Origin of the sequence: Nocardia sp. NPDC058705, from assembly GCF_042749305.1 — a bacterium.
Taxonomy (GTDB): Bacteria; Actinomycetota; Actinomycetes; order Mycobacteriales; family Mycobacteriaceae; genus Nocardia.
This window is the reverse complement of the sequence record NZ_JBHYRN010000017.1, coordinates 1-18,876: the sequence shown is the minus strand read 5'-3', so window position 1 is coordinate 18,876 and position 18,876 is coordinate 1. Positions and strand designations below refer to the sequence as shown.

The following is an 18,876-nucleotide window of genomic DNA, read 5'->3' as shown; positions in this document are numbered from 1 at the left end:
ACCCTCGAGCGCGAAACCGATGCTCGCACACGGCACCCCGAACACGGCGCGCCGTGCGCGACACGCCCAACATTTTCGGTGCGACCGTGGATCAGCGAAGATAATCCCCCGCTGCCGCCCGGGCCAGAGTTTCCGGCGGTTCGGTGCCCGACTGTTGCCGAGCACCGGGGCGGGTCGCGCAGGTGGGAGACCGGCGAAATCACACACTTCGACGTCGCAGAATCAGTTTTCTGATTCCTGAGCGGCAAAGTGCGTGATTGCGCCGGTTCGCCGGGCAGCGCCAACGGTCGACACCTAGGGTTGGCCCCGGGGGTGCCGGGGGGGTTCGCGCATGCCCGTGAGATCGACTTCGGAGTGATGAATTGACCCAGCACACAAGCGAACTCGACCAAGCGATCGCCCAACGACTCGAACCGTGGACCGACCGCCTCGGCGCCGACCGCAAGGCCTATTTCCATCACGTGCTGCGGGTGTTGCGCCTGGCAGATCTGCTGTTCGCGCGCAGCGGCGGACCGGGCGAACCACCCAGTGCGCGTGAGGAATTCCGCACCGCTGCCGTCTTCCACGATCTGGGCATCTGGGCCGCGGGCACTTTCGACTATCTCGAACCGTCGTGCGCTCTGGCAGACGACTGGCTGATCGCCCAGCGCCGCGAGGACCTCACCGATGTCGTCGGCGCGATGATCCGCGATCACCATCGAGTGCGACCGGCAGGCAGCGCGACCGACCCCACCGAACTGTTCCGGCGAGCCGATCTGATCGATGTCACCTTCGGCGCGCGTCGCTACGGCCTGCCCTATTCGGCCTACTCCGCCCTGACCCGGAGGTACCCCGACAGCGGCTTCCACTTCAAGCTGGTGGAGCTCACGGTGCGTCGCGCGCTCATCCATCCGCTCTCGCCGCTGCCCATGATGCGCTGGTGAGACGCTATTTCGCCAGCACTATTGTCACCGCGCCAATACTGATGCACACTGGTATCCGTAACCACCGGTCACGTCTGGACCGGTGCTGTGCCGAGCCGAACTAGGAGACTCGATGGCCGCCAATCGGTCCAGCTGGATGAATGAGGACCTGGACGCCCTGCGCGACCTCGCCCGCGCCTTCATGGCCAAGGAGATCGTCCCCAACGTCGAGAAGTACCGCGAGCAGCACCACGTCGACCGCGACCTGTGGAACAAGGCGGGCGAAGTCGGCCTGCTGTGCATCTCGATCCCCGAGGAGTACGGCGGCGGTGGCGGCACCTTCGCGCACGAGGCCGTGCTCATGGAGGAGCAGGCCCGCGCGGTCGACACCTCGTGGGGCATCAGCCTGCACAACGGCATCGTGGCGCACTACGTGCTCGCCTACGGCACCGAGGAGCAGAAGAAGTACTGGCTGCCGAAGATGGCCAGCGGCGAGGTCGTCGGCGCCATCGCGATGACCGAGCCCGGCACCGGCTCCGACCTGCAGGCCGTCAAGGCCAAGGCGATCCGTGACGGCGACGAGTACGTCATCAACGGCTCCAAGACCTTCATCACCAACGGCGCGCAGGCCGACCTGATCATCCTGGTCGCCAAGACCGACCCCACCCAGGGCGCGTCCGGCGTCTCGCTGGTGCTGGTCGAGGCCGACCGCGAGGGTTTCCGTCGCGGTCGCGTGCTGGACAAGATCGGACAGAAGGGCCAGGACACCTCCGAGCTGTTCTTCGAGGATGTGCGCGTCCCGGTGAGCAACCTGCTCGGCACCCAGGAGGGACAGGGCTTCATCCAGCTGATGCAGCAGCTGCCACAGGAGCGCCTGATCGTGTCGATGGGCGCGGTCGCGGGCATGGAGGTCGCCCTCGACCACACGCTGCGCTACACCAAGGAGCGCGAGGCGTTCGGTCGCCCGGTGTTCGGTTTCCAGAACACCAAGTTCAAGCTGGCCGAGGTCGCCACCGAGGCCCGCATCGCGCGCGTGTTCATCGACGACTGCGTCGAGAAGCACATCCGCGGCGAACTCGACATCCCGACCGTCGCCATGGCGAAGTGGTGGACCACAGACAAGGCCATGCAGATCGCCGACACCTGTCTGCAGCTGTTCGGTGGCTACGGCTACATGACCGAGTACCCGATCGCGCGCATGTGGGTCGACAACCGCGTTCAGCTCATCTACGCGGGCACCAACGAGATCATGAAGGAAATCATCGCCCGGAGCCTGTGATACTCCAGCTCCACCGGTGGATCCGACCGGCCGCGAACACCAGTTCGCGGCCGGTTTTCGCTGTTGAGGGGTCATTTCGTGACCTATCCGCCGTCCCCGCCGAGACGAATGTCCTTCGACATCCATTTCCGATAGCGAGGACGGTGCGGCAACAGTGGACACGGACGGCAGCGGTTCGACCCGGCGACCCGGACCGGAACCGGTACTGCCGGACCGAGCGCAGATGATGCAGGCGGTCTGCGGTGTCGCCGGTGACGACGACCCGGTCCTAGCCGCCGCCCACGAACTCGCCGGCCTGCACGAACGCCGTGAACAACAGATACCCGGCGACACCAGCGACATCGATTGGACGCGTGCGCGTCTGGTCTGCGAGATCGACCGCTGGGTCGCCCTGCGCGCCCCCACCCCGGCGAGCTCCGCGCCGATGCACACCGAGAGCATCGGCGCCGTCGTCGACCGCATGGCACATTTCGCCGCGCTCACCTATCGGGCCCTGGCCTACGGTGCCGAGGCCGCCCTGCACGCCGCGCAGCTTCGCCTGCACGAATTGGCCTGCGGCTACGCCGATCTCATCACCGAGGTGGCCAGCGGCGCCCGTCGCCTGCCGGACGGACTGGACGGCGAGACACCGGAAAGCGATGGGACACAACAAATCCGGGAGCAGCCACGTTCCGAATAGTCCAGTCGTGCAACCGCGGCCGCACGACTGGCTCGAGTGCTGACCACCCACCGGTCCGTCGGGGCACGCGCCCCGCTGTCCGGCCGCAGGATCGCTCCGGACACGGCGGTGGCGCATCGTTTCGCGGTCGCTACCCCGGCGATCAGCGGCCACATCGTCGTCCACGGCTGTTCAGCCGGGGGCCGTACCGTCAGCGGTAGATGGCGAACGGAGCCCGGCATGCTCGATCCGCGACTGCACACCGCGTGGTTGGTCAACGCGGCCTCAGGAGCCGCCGCCGCGACAGTTCGGGCGCCGATGGCGCGGCCGAGTTCCTTGACGGGCGTGCGTGATCGGCTCGTCGTCACCGACCTCGAGGTCGTGACGGTCACACACGACACGGCGATCCTCACCTGGTCCACCCATCGTCGCGACCGCGCGGGACAGCTTCGTCCAGCCGCCGCCGACACCGAAGTGCGACTCGCAGCCGCCGACAGCCCGGCCACTCCGGTGACGCGTTATCTCGACGGTCGCCGCACCGCACACCACTACGCCGAGGTGCGTGGGCTCGAGCCGGGCCGCCGGTATCGCTTTCTCGCCTGCTCCGACGGCGAAACCGCGGTGCCGGGCCGCACCTGGGTGACACGACGCCCCGGAACACCGGAGGTCACCGGCGTTTTCCTGACCGCGCCGCCGCCACAGGGACGGCTGCTGCGCACGATCGCCCTCGCCAACGACCTGCACTGGGGTGAGGACCGCAGCGGTCTGATCGTCGCAGGATTGCCGCCTGGCCTGCGCCACGACGACGGCCACTACCCGCAGGTGATGACCGAGGCGCTGCTGCACGACATCCGCCGTCCCGAGCGCGCCGCCGACCACCTGATCGTCGCCGGCGACCTGACCGACTGCGGCACCGCCGAACAGTCCGCGGGCATCAGCGCACGCCTGGACGCCTGGGGCGCGCCGGGCCGCGAGCACTTCGTCTGCCGGGGCAATCACGATGTTCCGCGCGGTCCGAATGATCACTGGGGCAGTGCATTCCACCCGTTCGGGCAACTCACCTGCCACGAACTCGGCGGCCTGCGCCTGATCGGCCTCGACACCACCCGCAGGCGAGGTTCGGGCGGCACGATCAACGCCGACCAGCTCGCCCGCCTCCGCACGACGCTCGCCGCCGACCCCGAGCGCCCCACACTGATCTTCGGGCACCACCCTGCGACTCGCTATGCGGCACTGAGCAATCCCGGTGGTCCCGGTTTCGTCCTCGATCGCGCCGGTGCGACCGCACTACAAGCCTGTTACCGGACAAGCCCCGGCGTCTTCCTGCATCACAGCGGCCACACTCACCGAAATCGCCGCACCCGCCCCGATTCCGGCCATGTCGAGTACCTCGAGGTAGCGGCGGTGAAGGAGTACCCCGGCGGCTACGCCCTACTGCGCATCTACGAACACGGCTACACCGTCCACTTCCACCGCATCGCCGCCGCGGCCGCGCTGGCCTGGACGAGCAAGACCCGCAGGCAATACTTCGGCCTACACCCCGACCACGCGCTCGGCAGCCTCGCCGACCGCAATCACCGTGCACCCCATGACTTCTCCGGCATCACCACGCTGCACTGAGATCAGAACATTCGCACCGCGACCAATCGCCAACTGTCCTTTACCTTCTCGATCCGGCCCGCGATGGCGAGCGTTCGTGGCCCGCGCTGGTACGAGGCGAAGACTTCGGCGGCGCCGTCTTCCGCGGGAGTGACCTTCACGCTGGTCAGGGTGGCGGTTCCCAGGTTTCGGCCCGGAACCAGGTCTTGGGTGAGCATCGTGTTGACGGCGGCGAGTACGCGCGCATCGGCGAAAGCGCGCAGATGACTCGACGACCGACGCCGGTCGACCACCTCGAGGATCAGCCGAAAGACCTGCTCGGTGAATCTCTTTGCCTGGAGCGAGGAGTCGACGATCGGCGGTGCGGCCTGCGAGCAGGACGCCCGCACCACCCTGCGGATACTTGCCGGTGTTCCGCTGGCCGACCTTCGTCGAACCGAACCGTGAACCCGATGCGAGGCAACAGTATTCGTGGCCGCGGTCCGCTGCACCGAAGCCCCGCCCTCCAGCTGCGGCTCACAATGCGGCGCGGGCGACAACAACATTCCATCCGTAGACATGCTCGTCCCCTTCGAGTCCGTCCACACACTCCCCAGTGATGGCGCACAGCATTACACGGGGGTACGACAAGTTTCGCGAAATCAGCGCAGGTCACCTCATGTTGTCCGCACCGCAGTTCCAGCCCCCGGCACAAGACCCGAAGCGGACGGTTTCGGCGCCGACTCAGAACAATGTCATCGGTTCATCCGACGTGGGAGTCGGCTGCGCGGGCAACTCCGGCACTATCGCGCGAACCTCGTCATGGAAGCGGCGGGCCAAACCACGGGCGGCGGCATTGTCGGGAGTGTGCACGAAGAACGTGGGCGAGCGACCTTCGCGCAGCCAGTCGGCGACGGTCTCCACCCACGGCACCCAGCCCGCGACGGTGCGATCGGCGTCGGCGCGGCCGTGGTAGCGCACGATCGGGTATTCGGTGAGCGCCCGCATCCGGCGCGGCACCCGAGGCTTCTTCGCTCGCGCCTCGTATTCCGAGGGGTCGCCCGGCGGCCCGTCGAACAGGACGGTCGTGTCGAACGGCACCCATTCGGCCCCGATCCGCCCGAGCACCCGTTCCAGCTGGATCGCGGCCCGCTCGTCTTCGAAGAACGCCGGATGACGCACCTCCACCGCGCAGCGCAGCCCACCGGGCAACTCACGCTGGAAGCGGGCGAGCGCGCCGAGATCGGTCGGCCCGAACGACGCGGGCAGCTGGACCCACAGCGCGTGCACCCGCGACCCCAGCGGCGCCATCACGTCGAGAAACGCGCCGAGTTCGGCCCCGGCGTCGACCAGCCTGCGCTCGTGCGTCACCGCTCGCGGCGGCTTGAGTACGAACCGGAAATCGGGTGCGGTCTGCCGGGCCCACGACTCGACGGTGGACGCCGACGGTGTCGCGTAGAACGTGGTGTTGCCCTCGACCGCGCCGCAGTGCCCGGCGTAGGCGCGCAACCGCTCCCCCGGCGCGGGCATCCGCTCCTGCCACTGCGGGTGCGTCCACATCGCACACCCCATCCGCAGCTCACGCACAGGCCGACGGTAATACAGCGACCGGCCGCCCTTAAAATGAGACCGGTTGCCACCATTTCGCCCGTGCGCGGGTGGCGGGAGTACACCGGTCCGGCCGAGCAGGTCGGCACCCGTTCGACCGCCACATCCTCCGAATTCCGGTGCGCGCACGACGGAAAGGGCCTGTGATGGCGATACTCACCACCGAGCGGCCGAATGCTGTCGCCGTAACCCGGGCTTGGCTCGGTGTGTCCGCCGCCATGGTGGCGATCGCGTGGGGTGGCAACGAGTTCACGCCGCTGCTGGTGATGTACAAAGCCCACGGCCTCCCGCTCACCGCCGTCGATCTGCTGCTGTTCTACTACGTCCTCGGCATCGTGCCCGCCCTGCTCATCGGCGGCCCGCTCTCGGACCGGTTCGGTCGTCGCCCGCTGATGTTGCCCGCCCCGCTGATCGCGGCGGCCGGTTCGCTGCTGCTCGCGGCGGGCGCGGCCTCGGTGCCCATGCTGGCGGCCGGGCGCATGCTGTGCGGTGTCGCGCTCGGATTGGCGATGGCGGTGGGTGGCAGCTGGCTCAAGGAGCTGTCGCAACCACCGTTCGCCGCGGCCGCCGCGGGCAAGGGGGCGCGTCGATCCGCGATGAGCCTGACCGCCGGGTTCGCCCTCGGTGCGGGAGTGGCGGGAACGCTCGCGCAGTGGGGTCCGCTGCCCGATTCCACCGCCTATCTCGTCAACGCGGCACTCTGTATCGCGACCGCCTACTGGATTTTCAGAACACCGGAAACCGTGACCCGCCAAGCGAATCCGGGCCGCTTGCGTGACGACCTGAAGATCCCCGCCGCCGGACATCGACGCTTCCTGCGCGTCGCGGTGCCGATCGCGCTGTGGCTGTTCACCGCCAACGCGACCGCCTACGCCGTCCTCCCGACGCTGATGTTGCCGCGCGTGCAACAGGCCCCGATCGCCTTTTCGGCCCTGGTCACCATGGTGACGCTCGGCTGCGGTTTCACCATCCAGTCCGTCGCCAAGCGCATCGATCGCCCCGGCACCGCACGCGCCGCGGTGGTCGCGCTGGTACTGCTCACGCTCGGCATGGTCCTTGCCGCGTGGACGGCGGCCACCCTGAGCATCTGGGTCACGCTGCTCACCGCCGTCGTGCTCGGCAGCGGCTACGGCATCGGCCTGGTCGCAGGTCTGCAGCAGATCGAGCACATCGCGGGTCCCGGCGATCTGGCCGGTCTGAACGCGGTCTTCTACTCGGTGAGTTACCTCGGCTTCGGCGTCCCCGCGGTCCTGTCGGCCCTGCACGGCAGCCTCGGCTTCGGCTACCCGGCGATGTACCTGGTCACTGCCGCGATCGCCGCGTGTTGCCTCGCACTCGTCGCCGCGAATTACCGCGAACGGGCCTGAGCCGCGCCCCATCCCGGTCTCCCGGCCGAAGCCGTCGCGATTCACGTACCTCGGTCAACCGAACGATCCGCGATCGCGGCGCATTACGGTGGATCGTGTGAGCGACCCGGTCGAAACCCTTCTCCGCTGGCAGGATTCCGGCGCGATCTGGCGGGTCGTCGCGCGTCGGCCGGACGCGGTGACTATCGCCCTGTACGAATGCACCGGCGGACAGGAAGTAGACCGCTTCACCTCCGCCGATCCCGCCCTCCTTCGCTTTCTCGGCGAACGCGCCACCAGCGAGGACTGACCGCCCGCGCCAACCGGGGCTAGGCGTACCGCCGCCTTCGCTCCGGCCATGCGTAAACAACTGAGGCCGCTACGCGCCTGCGTCCATTAGGCTGGTTGGCGCTATCGCTTCACGCTCGCAGACCCGCACAACGCCGGAACGCCAAGTGAGGAGAGACCATGTCGGCCCCTACCGGATTACCCGCTGGAACCTGGGTCATCGACCCCGCCCACTCCACTCTGCAGTTCTCCGTACGCCACCTGATGGTGAGCAAAGTCCGTGGCCGGTTCACCGATTTCTCCGGCACGCTGGTGGTCCACCCCGATGGCACCGCCGACGCCGACGTGGAGATGAAGGTCGCCTCGGTCACCACCGACAACGCCCAACGCGACGGGCACCTGGCCACCGCCGACTTCTTCGACGCCGCCGAATATCCGATCGCCACCTTCAAAGCCTCCGGTTTCAAGGCGCTGAGCACCGAGTTCTCCGTCACCGGCGACTTCACCATCCGCGGCAACACCCATCCGGTCACCCTCGATGTCGAGTTCCTCGGCACCGGCCCCGGCATGGCCGACGCCCCGGTCGCCGGTTTCTCCGCGACCGCCACCATCAACCGCCGCGATTTCGGCCTCACCACCGAGATGCCGATGGCCGACGGCGGCGCCGTGATCGGCGACAAGATCAACCTCACGCTCGACGTCGAGGTCGGCTTACAGAGCTGAGCGGGGAGGCGGGCGCATGTTCCGACGACCTTTCCGAGTCGGCCTCGCCGCCGTGCTCCTGGTGCTGGTCGCGGGCTGCGGCGGCTCGCCCTCCGACTCGGACCCGGAATCCGCCGCCCCACCCGCTCCGACGATCTCGGTCGCCCCGGAAGACGGTGCGACCGAGATCGACCCGCTCGGCCCGGTCCGCGTCAGCACCAGCGACGGCCAGCTCACCGCGGTGACCATGACCAACGAGGACGGCGGCACCGTCGACGGCATCCTCACCCCCGACCAGTCGGCGTGGAAGCCGTCGGTGCCGCTCGGGTACGGCCGCACCTACACCGTCACCGCCGAGGCGGTCACCGTCACCGGCAAGGTCGGCCCGATCACCTCGTCGTTCTCCACCCTGGCGCCCAACAATCAGACCGAGGTCTCCTTCCGCACCACCGGCGGCACCCCGCTGTCCTCATCAGGCACCTTCGGCGTCGGCACAGTCGTCGTGGCGCATTTCGACGAAGACGTCCCCGACCGCGCGACCGCCGAAAAACACCTCGCGGTCACCACCGATCCGCCCGTGCTCGGCTCCTGGTACTGGGTCGACAACCGCAACGCCCACTGGCGCCCCCAGAACTACTACGCGCAGGGAACCAAAGTCACGCTCGCCGCCGACATCTACGGCAAGGACCTCGGCGGCGGCCTCTACGGCCAGGAAGACACCAAGACCAGCTTCACCATCGGTGACTCGCACGTCTCGATCGTCGACGACAACGACAAGCAGGTGCAGGTGTACGAGAACGGCACGCTGGTCAAGACGATGCCCACCTCGCTCGGCCGGGGCGGCAGCGAGACCGTCGCCGGCAAGACCATCACCTTCTGGACCCAGCCCGGCATCTACACGGTGATGGAGAAAGCCAATCCGGTGATCATGGATTCCTCCACCTACGGCCTGCCGGTGAACTCCCGGCTCGGGTACAAGGAAACCATCGGCTGGGCGACCAAGATCAGCACCGACGGGATCTACCTGCACCAGCTCGACGACACAGTCTGGGCGCAGGGAAACACCAACGTCTCACACGGCTGCCTCAATCTCAGCGGCGAGAACGCCCGCTGGTTCTACAATTTCTCCCAACCGGGCGACGTGGTCGAGATCAGGAACACCGGCGGCGCCCCGCTCGAGGTGTGGCAGAACGGCGACTGGAGTGTGCCGTGGGAACAGTGGCAGGCAGGTAGCGCGCTGCGGTGAACGGGGACAACGACTTTCCGGCGGACCTGCCGCGCCGGGAGCACAGGCGGGGACCGCAGCGCGTGGGCAGGCACGTCACCGAACACCGCACCCCGCGACGCGGACGCACTCGCCGCGCAGCAAAGATCCTGGCCCGCACCTTCGTGGCGACGACAGCGCTGGCCGTCCTCGCGGGCACCGGCCTTGCCTGGTCGGCCAAGCAGGACTTCGACTCCGGCTTCACCCACTCCACCGCACTCGGCGAGGATGCTCCACGGTCCGGTGGCGGCGCCGTCAATATCCTGCTGATCGGGCTGGACACCCGTAAAGACCTCAACGGCAACGACTTACCGAAACAGGTGCTCGACCAGCTGCACGCCGGTGACGGCAGCGAAGGCGGCTACAACGCGAATTCGCTGATCCTGCTGCATATTCCGGCCGACCACAGCAAGGTCGTCGCGTTCTCCATCCCGCGCGACAACTACGTGCCGGTGACAGGCATACCCGGCTACCAGCAGGTCAAGATCAAAGAGGCGTACGGGCTGAAAAAGGCTGCGGTGCAGGCGAAGTTGATCGAGCAGGGCGAGAAGGACCCGGTCGTGCTCGAGCGACGCGGCCGCGAGGCAGGGCGCGCCTCGATCGTCACTACCGTTCGCAATCTCGTCGGGGTGCCGATCGATCGCTTCGCCGAGATCTCCCTCGCGGGCTTCTACGACCTGGCGACCGCGGTCGGCGGCGTCGACGTGTGCCTCAATCACGCCGTCGACGACAGCGAGTTCTCCGGCGCCGTCTTCCCCGCGGGCAGGCAGCATCTCGACGGTGCGCAGGCGCTGGCGTTCGTCCGCCAACGGCACGGCCTGCTCAACGGCGACCTCGACCGCACCCACCGTCAGCAGGCATTCCTCACCTCGGTGGCCAAGTCACTCAAGGACTCCGGCACCCTGACCGATCTGAGCCAACTCGCGGAGCTGATGGATGTGGCGCACCGCGATATCGTGCTCTCCGACGGCTGGAATCTGTTCGACTTCGCCCGCGACCTCGGCTCCGCAGGCTCGGTGCCGGTGGAGTTCCGCACGCTGCCGGTGGTGCGCTACGACGTGATCGATGGCCAGGACGTGAACATCGTCGACCCGGCCGCGATCAAACGGGAGGTGCGTGCGGCTTTCGGCCAGGAGGTACCGAAAACCACTGCGGCAGCTCCGGTCCCGACAAGCGTGGTCGACGTGCACAATATGGGCACGGTCAAAGGGCAGGCTGCGGTGCTCTCGACAGCGCTGCAGGACCGTGGCTACGGCGCGGGCATCATCGGCAACGGTGATTCGACCGACGGTCAGTACTCGACCATCACCTACGGCCTCGGCGCCGCCGACGACGCACAGGCCCTGGCGGAACTCCTCGGCGGACTACCTGTTTCCGCGTCCCCCTCGGTCGAGGACGGGCGGGTGCGCATCGCCCTCGGCGCCGACTTCACCATGCCCACCGAACTGAGCCCCACGACTTCGACCACGACGCCGAAGCCCACGACCTCCGGCTCGATGCCACTCCCCGATGCGGGAAAACCGTTGTCCACCAATATCGGTGACACCATCCCCTGCGTGAACTGAGCAGCCCGCGCGGACACCGCACTTGCGCGAGGCGCCGTCACGACGAGCAAACAACCGGTCGGCCGCCGGAATACCCAGCGGCCGACCGCTACCCTACTCACTCCTCCGGTGCGTCCGGGTACGCCTGCTGGCGATACCCACCGCGCAGCGTTCCGTCCAGATACGCCGCCTTGCACGCCCGCCGGGCGATCTTGCCGCTCGACGTCCGCGGAATCGACCCCGCCGGCACCAGCAGCAGATCCCTGACCATCACACCGTGCCTGCGAGCAATGGCCGCCCGCACCGCATCCGTGATCGGGCCAGGCTCCAGTTTCGCTGCACCCGTAGCTCTTTCGGCCACGATCACCAACTGCTCCGCCGCCGGGTCCGACGCACTTCCCGCTTCCAGGACCGGCGCGGGCAACTGCCCCGCCTGTACCGAGAACGCCGCGATGAATCCCGGCCGCAGCGCGGTGCTGGCTTCCTGCGCCGAGTATTCGAGATCCTGCGGATAGTGATTGCGCCCGTCGACGATCACCAGGTCCTTCACGCGACCGGTGATGAACAGTTCGCCGTCGTGATAGGCACCGTAGTCGCCGGTCCGCATCCACTTCGCGTCATCGGGGGCACCCTCCGCGCGACTACCGATCGGCAGGCACGCGATCACCCGATTGTGGAAGGTTTCCGCGGTTTCCTCCGGCCGTCCCCAGTACCCGATGCCCATATTGTCACCGTGCAACCAGATCTCGCCGACCTCGCTGTCGCGGCGCTCGATCCCGGTGGCCGGATCGACGATCACCGCCCACTGCGACCGCGCCACATGCCCGCACGACACCTGGGCCACCGCGTTCGCGGCGTGTTCGTCGCACTCCACCATCCGACCGTCGTTGAGCTGCCCACGATCGACATAGACCACCCGCGCCTCGTCGTCGCGTTTGGTCGCCGACACGAACAGCGTCGCCTCAGCCATCCCGTAGCACGGCTTGATCGCAGTCTTGGACAGCCCGTACGGCGCGAACGCCTCGTTGAACTTGCGCATCGACGACACCGACACCGGCTCACTGCCGTTGATCAGACCGATCACATTCGACAGGTCGAGGCTCTCATCGCCCTTGGGCAGCCCCCGCATCGCCGCGTGCTCGAACGCGAAGTTCGGTGCTGCCGAATAGATTTCGGCACCGTCGGCCTGCGCGGCCAGTTCCTTGATCCAGCGCGAGGGCCTGCGCACGAACGCGCTCGGCGACATGATGGTGATGAATTTGCCACCGATGGTCGGCAGGATCACCGTGAGCAGCCCCATGTCGTGGAACAGCGGCAGCCAGGTGACCCCACGCGCGTTCTCGGTGATCCCGATGGCGTCGATCATCTGCAGCAGATTGGTCCCCACCGAGCGGTGGGTGATCTCCACTCCGGCGGGCACCCTGGTCGACCCGGAGGTGTACTGCAGGTAGGCCACGCTGTCGATATTGATGTCGGGCCTGCGCCAGCGAGTGCCGACGGTGTCGGGAATCGCTTCGACCGCAATGATTCTGGGCCGTTGCGCGGCGGGCTGTTCACGGAAGAAGTTGCGTACTCCCGCCGCCGCGCTGCCGACGGTGAGCACCGCGGCGGGTTCGCAATCGCCGAGCACCGCGTGCAGCCGGTCGCTGTGACCCTGCTCCTCCGGATCGAACAGTGGCACAGCCACATTCCCCGCGTACACCGCCGCGAACAGCGCCACCACATAGTCCAGCCCCTGCGGTGCCAGCACCGCCACCCGATCACCGGGCTGGGTCACCTGCTGCAACCGTGCGGCTACCGCGCGCAACCGCACGCCGAATTCACGCCAGGTCAGTTCCTGGTATTCCCCCTCACGTTCGGTCGAATAGTCGATGAAGCGGTAGGCCAGGTCATCCCCGTTGGCCTCACTGTGCTTGTCGACGAAGTCGATCAAGGTCTGATCACCGGGAATCCGGATAGTCCCCAGTTCGTCTACATAGTCGTCGAATGTTTCGCCGATCATTCCCAATCCTTTTCAACGCACATTGACCAGAAACCGCCACTGCTGGGCAGATCGTCAATACCGTCCGAACGAGATCGCCACGTTGTGACCGCCGAAACCGAATGAGTTGTTCACCGCGTAATCGATACGACCACGTCGCGCCTGACCCGACACCACATCCAAATCGATAGCGGGGTCCTGATTGTCCAGATTCAGGGTGGGCGGAACGATGCTGTCACGCACGCTGAGCACGGTCAGCACCGATTCGAGCGCACCGACCGCGCCGATCGAGTGCCCGAGTGCCGATTTCGGCGCGTAGACCGAGGCGTGCGAGCCGATGGCCTTGGCGATCGCGTTGGCCTCGGCGGTGTCACCGATCGGGGTTGCGGTGGCGTGGGCATTGATGTGGGTGACGTCGGTGCGGCTGATCCCGCCGGTCTGCATCGCCCGCGTCATCGCGCGCGCGGCGCCGGTGCCCTCGGGATCCGGTGCGACGAGGTGGAACCCGTCGGAGGTGACGCCCGCGCCGAGCAGCCGCGCGTGAATCGTCGCGCCACGTGCCTTGGCGTGCTCCTCGGTCTCGATCACCATCATCGCGCCCGCCTCGCCGAAGACGAACCCGTCGCGGTCGACGTCGAACGGACGCGAGGCCGCCTTGGGATCGTGGTTGCGGGTGCTCATGGCCCGCATCTGCGTGAACGCCGCGATCGGCACCGCCTGGATGGACCCCTCCACCCCGCCCGTGACCACCATGTCGGCATCGCCCATCACGATCATCCGCCACGCGTTGGCGATCGCCTCCGAGCCCGACGAGCAGGCCGACACCGGCGTGGAAACCCCCGCGCCCGCGCCCAATTCGATGCCGACGCAGGCCGCGGGCCCGTTGGGCATGATGGCCTGCACGGTCAGCGGCGAGACCTTGCGGTAGCCGCCGTTGCGCAGCCGATCGCGGGCGTAGATCAGCGATTCCGCGCCGCCGAGGCCCGTGCCGATCGAGACGCCGAGCCGCTCGCGGTCCACCTCGGGGCTGCCCGCGTTGCGCCACACCTCGCGGCCGAGCACCACGGCCATCTGCTCGACGTAGGACAGTTTGCGCGCCTCTTCGCGGGTGAGCGAGAGGGTGGGCGACACCTTCAGGTGGCCGCCGATCCGTACCGGCAGTTCGAAATCGTCGATGAAGGAATCCTCGAGGACGTCGATTCCGCTCTCGCCGTTGAGCAGACCCTTCCAGGTCGAGTCGACGTCGCCCGCGATCGACGTGGTCGCCGCCAGGCTCGTGACCACGATGTCCGTCATAATTTTTCGCTCACTCTCTCTAGCTATGCCACGACTGAACGGGAACCGCTGATGGAGCTGAACTGGTGGAGCGTATATGCACACGGCGCGACGCGCCCAAATTCCGTCACAGTAGCCAGAAGTACCGTGTCGTTTCCCGGCGCGATGCGCCAGGTCTATTGTGACGACGGGCAACACTACCGGACCGACGCAACTCTCGCTTTTCACTAACCGGAAAGGGCAAACGAGCGTGGCCAGGAACCTGACCCAACTGGAACTACTGATCGAGCTGGAACCCATCGCCGCAAGCAATGTCGACCGGCATCTGGCGATGGCCAAGGACTGGCACCCCCACGATTACGTGCCGTGGGACCAGGGCCGCAACTTCGCAGCACTGGGCGGAATCGATTGGGACCCAGAGCAATCCGCGCTCAGTGAACTCGCCAAGGCGGCGATGATCACCAACCTGCTCACCGAGGACAACCTGCCCTCCTACCACCGCGAGATCGCCGAGAACTTCTCCAAGGACGGCGCGTGGGGCACCTGGGTCGGCCGCTGGACCGCCGAGGAGAACCGGCACGGCATCGTGCTGCGTGACTACCTCGTGGTGACCCGCGGTGTCGACCCGGTCGCGCTCGAGCAGGCGCGAATGATCCACATGACCAACGGTTATTCGGCGATGGCCGTCGTCGACGACAAGGCGCCGGGCTTCGACATCCACAGCTCGACCGGTGCCGGATTCCTGTTCTCGGTGGCCTACGTGACCTTCCAGGAACTGGCAACCCGGGTCAGCCACCGCAATACCGGTCGCGTCTGCGACGATCCGATCGCCGACAAGATGCTGGCCCGCATCGCCGCCGACGAGAACCTGCACATGATCTTCTACCGCAACCTGTGCGCCGCCTCGCTCGACCTGGCTCCCGACCAGACCATCGAGGCGATCAACACCATCGTGCAGAACTTCCAGATGCCGGGGGCCGGCATGCCAGGCTGGCGGCGCAACGGTGTACTGATGGCCAAGCACGGCATCTACGACCTGCGCCAGCACCTGGAGGAGGTGCTGCTGCCGGTGTTGCGCAAGTGGAACATCTTCGAGCGCAACGACTTCGGTCCGCGTGGCGAAGCGGCCCGCGAGGACTTGGCCGCCTTTCTCGAGCGGCTGCGCGGCGACGTGTTGCGCTTCGAGGAGCAGCGGGATCGCTCACTGGCACGGGCAGCCGCGCGCGAGCACCAACCGGCCTGATCGACTCCGGCCCGGGGTTACCGGGCCGGGTCGCGGCGCGCGTCGTTCTTGTTGCGGTACATCGCGGCGTCGGCGACGTGTACCAATTCGTCTACGGCGCTGGGCAATTCCGCGAAGAACGCGGTACCGATGCTCACGCCGACGGCGAGCACGTGCCCGTCCACCTCGAGCGGCTCGGTCAGCGCGGCCATCAACTGCGCCGCCAACTCCGTCAATTGCGTTTCACCCGAACAGCTTTCGACCAGCACCAGGAATTCGTCACCACCGATCCGGGCAGCCAGCCCGTCGACCGAGCGCACAACGTCGCGCATCCGGTCGGCCACGACCTCGAGGACACGGTCCCCGATCGCGTGCCCCCACAGGTCGTTGATCTCCTTGAAGCCGTCGAGGTCGAGATAGCAGACCCCGATCGGCGACTCTGCCCCGTCGAGCCGGTTGAACAGGTGCGGGCGGTTCGGCAGCCCGGTGAGCGCGTCGTGATTGGCGTCGTGCCACAGCCGGTCGGCGAGCTGCTTGCGCTCGGTGACATCGACCGCGACACCGATCAGGAACTCGATACCACCGTCGGCGCCTCGCACCGCCGACATCGACAGGTCGATCGCGGTCACCCGACCATCGGTGTGCAGGTGCTCGGTCTCGGTGCGGAAACTCTCGGATTCGCCCGCGACCATGCGCTGAAGTTGTTCGAAGGCGAAGTTCAGGTTCTGTGGGCCGAGAATATCGGCGACGGTCCGGCCCGGCATCGTCTCCGGGGTCTGGCCGAGCATCTGCGCCATGGTGGCGTTGCAGTTCACCACCTGGCCGGACATGTCGACGGTGCCGATTCCGACGAGGGCGCCGTCGAAGACCGCCTCGAACCGAGCCTCCGACAGTGCGCGGCGGGTTTCGGCCTCCTGCGCCGCGGCGAGCACCGCCGACAGCGTAGCCTCCTGCTCGGCCAGCGCGGCGGCCCGCAACGCGGCGGTGAACCCGGCCGCGAACTCGGCGGCCAGGCCGATCGCCCGCTCGCGGATCCGGGGCAGCGCAGGGTCGGCTGGACCGTCGGCGGCCACCTCGACCAGATCCGTGCACAGCACCGGCACCGATCGGCTCACCGCCGACGGATCGCGATAGTTCGCCGCCACCAGCATCCGGGCGGCGCGGCGCGCGATATCGGGGTCCTCACCGCCGCGCGCCGCGTCGATCAGACCGGTGCACAGGGCGGCCAGCATCTCGTCGATCTGGGAGCGATTCAGCGTGGGAGCGACGACGCCGTCGAGGGCATCCGCCCACCGCTGCGCCAGCTCCCACGACCCCACTGCCTCATCCACCTGTCATCGTTTGCACACCGCCTGGTCAGGCGGCTCACTTCTTGATCGCGACCCCACCCATGCCGAGCGAACGGCCCGGCTTCTCGTGCTGATCGCGCTCGGACTCGGGCCGCCACAGCGGCAGCTCGACAACGCCCGGTTCGATCGCATCCCATCCCTCGAACAACGCGACGATCTCGTCCTTGGACCGGAAATGGATGCCGACCTTGGCATGATTCACCGACTGCACGCCCAGTTTACTGGCATCCTCAGGACGCAGCTCGGATGTGAGATGTGAAATGGCTATGAAACTGCCAGGAGCGACCGACTCGCGCAGCGCCGAGACCTTGCCGATCGGATCCTCGTCGTCGTGCACCAGATGCAGCACGGCGATCAGCAGCAACCCCACTGGCTCATCGAAGTCGATCAGCCCGGTCTCGCGCACCGATGCAAGCAGGTCGCCGGATTTGCGCAGATCGGCCTCGATCGCGCCCGCCCGCTCGTTGCCGTCCAGAATTGTCCGCGAATGAGCGACCGCCACCGGGTCGATGTCGACGTACAGCACCCGTGCGGTCGGGTCGAGTTCGTGGACGATCTCGTGCACATTGCCCGCGGTCGGGATACCGGACCCGATGTCGAGGAACTGCCGGATCCCGGCGTCGAGCATGAAACGCACGGCCCGGCGCAGGAAGGCCCGGTTGCTCAGCGCCAGCCGAGGCAGGTCGGGAACCAGTTTGATGGCGAGCTCCGCGGCCTCCCGATCGACCGCGAAATTGTGCGAACCACCGAGCAGCGCGTCATACATCCGAGCCGGACTCGGATACTGAATATCGACACCCTCAGGCGCCCATACCGGCCGTTCCATCACGTTTCCCCTATCCGCCATTACTCCGATTGCGCACCGCTGACCCCGCGGTGACACCACCCGAATCGTAAACGGCGTTACCGACATCGGCTCGACTATCGGTTAGCCGAGCCAAGTACTGCCGATGGAGGGGCGGGGATTCCTACTTCTCTGTGCCGAATGGCTGAGCCCAGAGTGGGGCGACGTCCGGGGTCATGGTGGCGACCACTGGGATTCCGGCGGCGAGGAAGTTGTCCAGGGCTCGTCGCATGTGGTCGGCGGAGGTGATGAGGACCGCCTTGGTGACACCGAGGGCTGCCATCATCCTGGCCGAGAACTCGGCGTTCTGCACCGTGGATCCGGCCTCGGTTTCCGCGTGCAACCGGTGCCGGGCGACGCCACGGATATTGAGCCAGTCGGCCATCACCTGCGCCTCGGTGACGCCGTTACGCGGATTGCCGCCGGTCACGATCACCGGGGATGCGGGTGACATGTAGGCCTGAATCAGCGCCGCGTGCAACCGATTACCGAGTTCGGCCCGCATCGTGCCATCCGGCAGCAGACCGTACCCGAGCACCACGATCGCGGTCTCAGGACCATAGGTGGCAGGAACTTCGATCCCGGCCATGGCGGCGACGGAACCGGCCGCACCGATCAGCGGATCGGGAGCCGGCGCCGCGGCCCCTGGAGCCGAGGTCGCGACAACCACTCCGATCAGGGCGGCAGGCAGCACGAATGCTGTCATGCCACGACGCAGAGTCTGGTGGGTGAAGAGCCAAGACATGGTGACCTCCCGGAAGCGACGTCGCATCATCGTCGCGCACCGGGGCGCCGAGCATGGCAGTTTTTGAAATGTAGATGCTTCGCTTTGAAATCAGTCGCGAACGATCTGACGCACCTCGGGGCAGGCATCCGGGAGGTCTGTCCGATGGGCGGACAACGCAAAAAGGCCCCCAGCAATGCTGGGGGCCTTTCGCAATGATGTTCCGGCAGTGTCCTACTCTCCCACACCCTGTCGAGTGCAGTACCATCGGCGCAGGTGGCCTTAGCTTCCGGGTTCGGAATGGGACCGGGC

17 protein-coding genes and 1 rRNA gene are annotated in these 18,876 nt (G+C 67.2%); 10 read left to right on the top strand and 8 right to left on the bottom strand.

Annotated features, from left to right (window positions below; all coding sequences use genetic code 11):
• Positions 1–362: 362 nt before the first annotated feature.
• The 4 genes from ACFW6D_RS19850 to ACFW6D_RS19835 all read left to right on the top strand — a co-directional run bounded on the left by ACFW6D_RS19850 (position 363) and on the right by ACFW6D_RS19835 (position 4,459).
• Complete coding sequence (locus ACFW6D_RS19850; RefSeq protein WP_379330107.1) at positions 363–923, top strand: HD domain-containing protein; 561 nt, start codon at positions 363–365, stop codon at positions 921–923.
• A gap of 112 nt (positions 924–1,035) precedes the next feature.
• Positions 1,036–2,181: an acyl-CoA dehydrogenase family protein gene (locus ACFW6D_RS19845; RefSeq protein ID WP_379330105.1), complete on the top strand. Its 1,146-nt coding sequence runs from the start codon at positions 1,036–1,038 to the stop codon at positions 2,179–2,181.
• A gap of 223 nt (positions 2,182–2,404) precedes the next feature.
• Positions 2,405–2,860: a DUF4254 domain-containing protein gene (locus ACFW6D_RS19840; protein WP_379330103.1), complete on the top strand. Its 456-nt coding sequence runs from the start codon at positions 2,405–2,407 to the stop codon at positions 2,858–2,860.
• Between the two features lie 219 nt (positions 2,861–3,079).
• Positions 3,080–4,459: a metallophosphoesterase family protein gene (locus tag ACFW6D_RS19835; RefSeq protein ID WP_379330101.1), complete on the top strand. Its 1,380-nt coding sequence runs from the start codon at positions 3,080–3,082 to the stop codon at positions 4,457–4,459.
• A gap of 2 nt (positions 4,460–4,461) precedes the next feature.
• Here the strand turns inward: ACFW6D_RS19835 and ACFW6D_RS19830 are convergent, their stop codons facing one another.
• Complete coding sequence (locus tag ACFW6D_RS19830) at positions 4,462–4,830, bottom strand: Rv3235 family protein (RefSeq protein ID WP_379330099.1); 369 nt, start codon at positions 4,828–4,830, stop codon at positions 4,462–4,464.
• 331 nt (positions 4,831–5,161) lie between these two features.
• On the bottom strand, positions 5,162–6,004 hold the full coding sequence (locus ACFW6D_RS19825) for a DUF72 domain-containing protein (protein ID WP_379330097.1): 843 nt from the start codon (positions 6,002–6,004) through the stop codon (positions 5,162–5,164).
• A 167-nt stretch (positions 6,005–6,171) separates the two neighbouring features.
• Between ACFW6D_RS19825 and ACFW6D_RS19820 the strand changes: the two genes are divergently transcribed.
• The 5 genes from ACFW6D_RS19820 (at position 6,172) to ACFW6D_RS19800 (ending at position 11,190) form a co-directional block, all read left to right on the top strand.
• Positions 6,172–7,392 carry an MFS transporter gene (locus ACFW6D_RS19820; RefSeq protein ID WP_379330095.1) on the top strand — a complete coding sequence of 407 codons (1,221 nt, stop codon included), beginning with the start codon at positions 6,172–6,174 and terminating at the stop codon, positions 7,390–7,392.
• An 82-nt stretch (positions 7,393–7,474) separates the two neighbouring features.
• Positions 7,475–7,681, top strand: coding sequence for a hypothetical protein (locus ACFW6D_RS19815; RefSeq protein WP_379330326.1), 207 nt, complete (start codon positions 7,475–7,477; stop codon positions 7,679–7,681).
• A gap of 158 nt (positions 7,682–7,839) precedes the next feature.
• Positions 7,840–8,382, top strand: a complete 543-nt coding sequence (locus ACFW6D_RS19810; RefSeq protein WP_379330093.1) for a YceI family protein — start codon at positions 7,840–7,842, stop codon at positions 8,380–8,382.
• 16 nt (positions 8,383–8,398) lie between these two features.
• A complete protein-coding gene (locus tag ACFW6D_RS19805; protein WP_379330091.1) occupies positions 8,399–9,607 on the top strand; it encodes an Ig-like domain-containing protein in 1,209 nt (402 codons plus the stop codon).
• A gap of 62 nt (positions 9,608–9,669) precedes the next feature.
• Complete coding sequence (locus ACFW6D_RS19800; protein WP_379330089.1) at positions 9,670–11,190, top strand: LCP family protein; 1,521 nt, start codon at positions 9,670–9,672, stop codon at positions 11,188–11,190.
• 97 nt (positions 11,191–11,287) lie between these two features.
• On the opposite strand, the gene fadD32 is transcribed toward ACFW6D_RS19800, so the two are convergent.
• Complete coding sequence (gene fadD32, locus ACFW6D_RS19795) at positions 11,288–13,168, bottom strand: long-chain-fatty-acid--AMP ligase FadD32 (RefSeq protein WP_379330324.1); 1,881 nt, start codon at positions 13,166–13,168, stop codon at positions 11,288–11,290.
• A 57-nt stretch (positions 13,169–13,225) separates the two neighbouring features.
• Positions 13,226–14,473 carry a KasA/KasB family beta-ketoacyl-ACP synthase gene (locus ACFW6D_RS19790; protein ID WP_379238650.1) on the bottom strand — a complete coding sequence of 416 codons (1,248 nt, stop codon included), beginning with the start codon at positions 14,471–14,473 and terminating at the stop codon, positions 13,226–13,228.
• Between the two features lie 202 nt (positions 14,474–14,675).
• Here ACFW6D_RS19790 and ACFW6D_RS19785 point away from each other — a divergent pair, with 202 nt between their 5' ends.
• On the top strand, positions 14,676–15,668 hold the full coding sequence (locus ACFW6D_RS19785) for an acyl-ACP desaturase (RefSeq protein ID WP_379330087.1): 993 nt from the start codon (positions 14,676–14,678) through the stop codon (positions 15,666–15,668).
• 17 nt (positions 15,669–15,685) lie between these two features.
• On the opposite strand, the gene ACFW6D_RS19780 is transcribed toward ACFW6D_RS19785, so the two are convergent.
• From ACFW6D_RS19780 to rrf, 4 genes are all read right to left on the bottom strand, one after another.
• The gene (locus ACFW6D_RS19780; RefSeq protein WP_379330085.1) at positions 15,686–16,978 is read right to left on the bottom strand and encodes a diguanylate cyclase domain-containing protein; all 1,293 of its coding nucleotides are present in this window, start codon (positions 16,976–16,978) and stop codon (positions 15,686–15,688) included.
• Positions 16,979–17,012: 34 nt separating this feature from the next.
• Entirely contained in the window at positions 17,013–17,822 is an 810-nt protein-coding gene (locus tag ACFW6D_RS19775) for an SAM-dependent methyltransferase (RefSeq protein WP_379330083.1), read from the bottom strand.
• A gap of 142 nt (positions 17,823–17,964) precedes the next feature.
• Entirely contained in the window at positions 17,965–18,585 is a 621-nt protein-coding gene (locus tag ACFW6D_RS19770) for a YdcF family protein (protein WP_379330081.1), read from the bottom strand.
• Between the two features lie 200 nt (positions 18,586–18,785).
• Positions 18,786–18,876, bottom strand: a 5S ribosomal RNA gene (rrf, locus tag ACFW6D_RS19765); the annotation flags it as partial.

Excerpts from the sequence above, each read along its gene's own strand:
- ACFW6D_RS19835 (WP_379330101.1), top strand. The coding sequence starts at position 3,080 with ATGCTCGATCCGCGACTGCACACCGCGTGGTTGGTCAACGCGGCCTCA.
- ACFW6D_RS19770 (WP_379330081.1), bottom strand. The coding sequence starts at position 18,585 with ATGTCTTGGCTCTTCACCCACCAGACTCTGCGTCGTGGCATGACAGCA.
- ACFW6D_RS19820 (WP_379330095.1), top strand. The coding sequence starts at position 6,172 with ATGGCGATACTCACCACCGAGCGGCCGAATGCTGTCGCCGTAACCCGG.
- ACFW6D_RS19775 (WP_379330083.1), bottom strand. The coding sequence starts at position 17,822 with ATGGAACGGCCGGTATGGGCGCCTGAGGGTGTCGATATTCAGTATCCG.
- ACFW6D_RS19810 (WP_379330093.1), top strand. The coding sequence starts at position 7,840 with ATGTCGGCCCCTACCGGATTACCCGCTGGAACCTGGGTCATCGACCCC.
- ACFW6D_RS19840 (WP_379330103.1), top strand. The coding sequence starts at position 2,405 with ATGATGCAGGCGGTCTGCGGTGTCGCCGGTGACGACGACCCGGTCCTA.
- ACFW6D_RS19845 (WP_379330105.1), top strand. The coding sequence starts at position 1,036 with ATGGCCGCCAATCGGTCCAGCTGGATGAATGAGGACCTGGACGCCCTG.
- ACFW6D_RS19805 (WP_379330091.1), top strand. The coding sequence starts at position 8,399 with ATGTTCCGACGACCTTTCCGAGTCGGCCTCGCCGCCGTGCTCCTGGTG.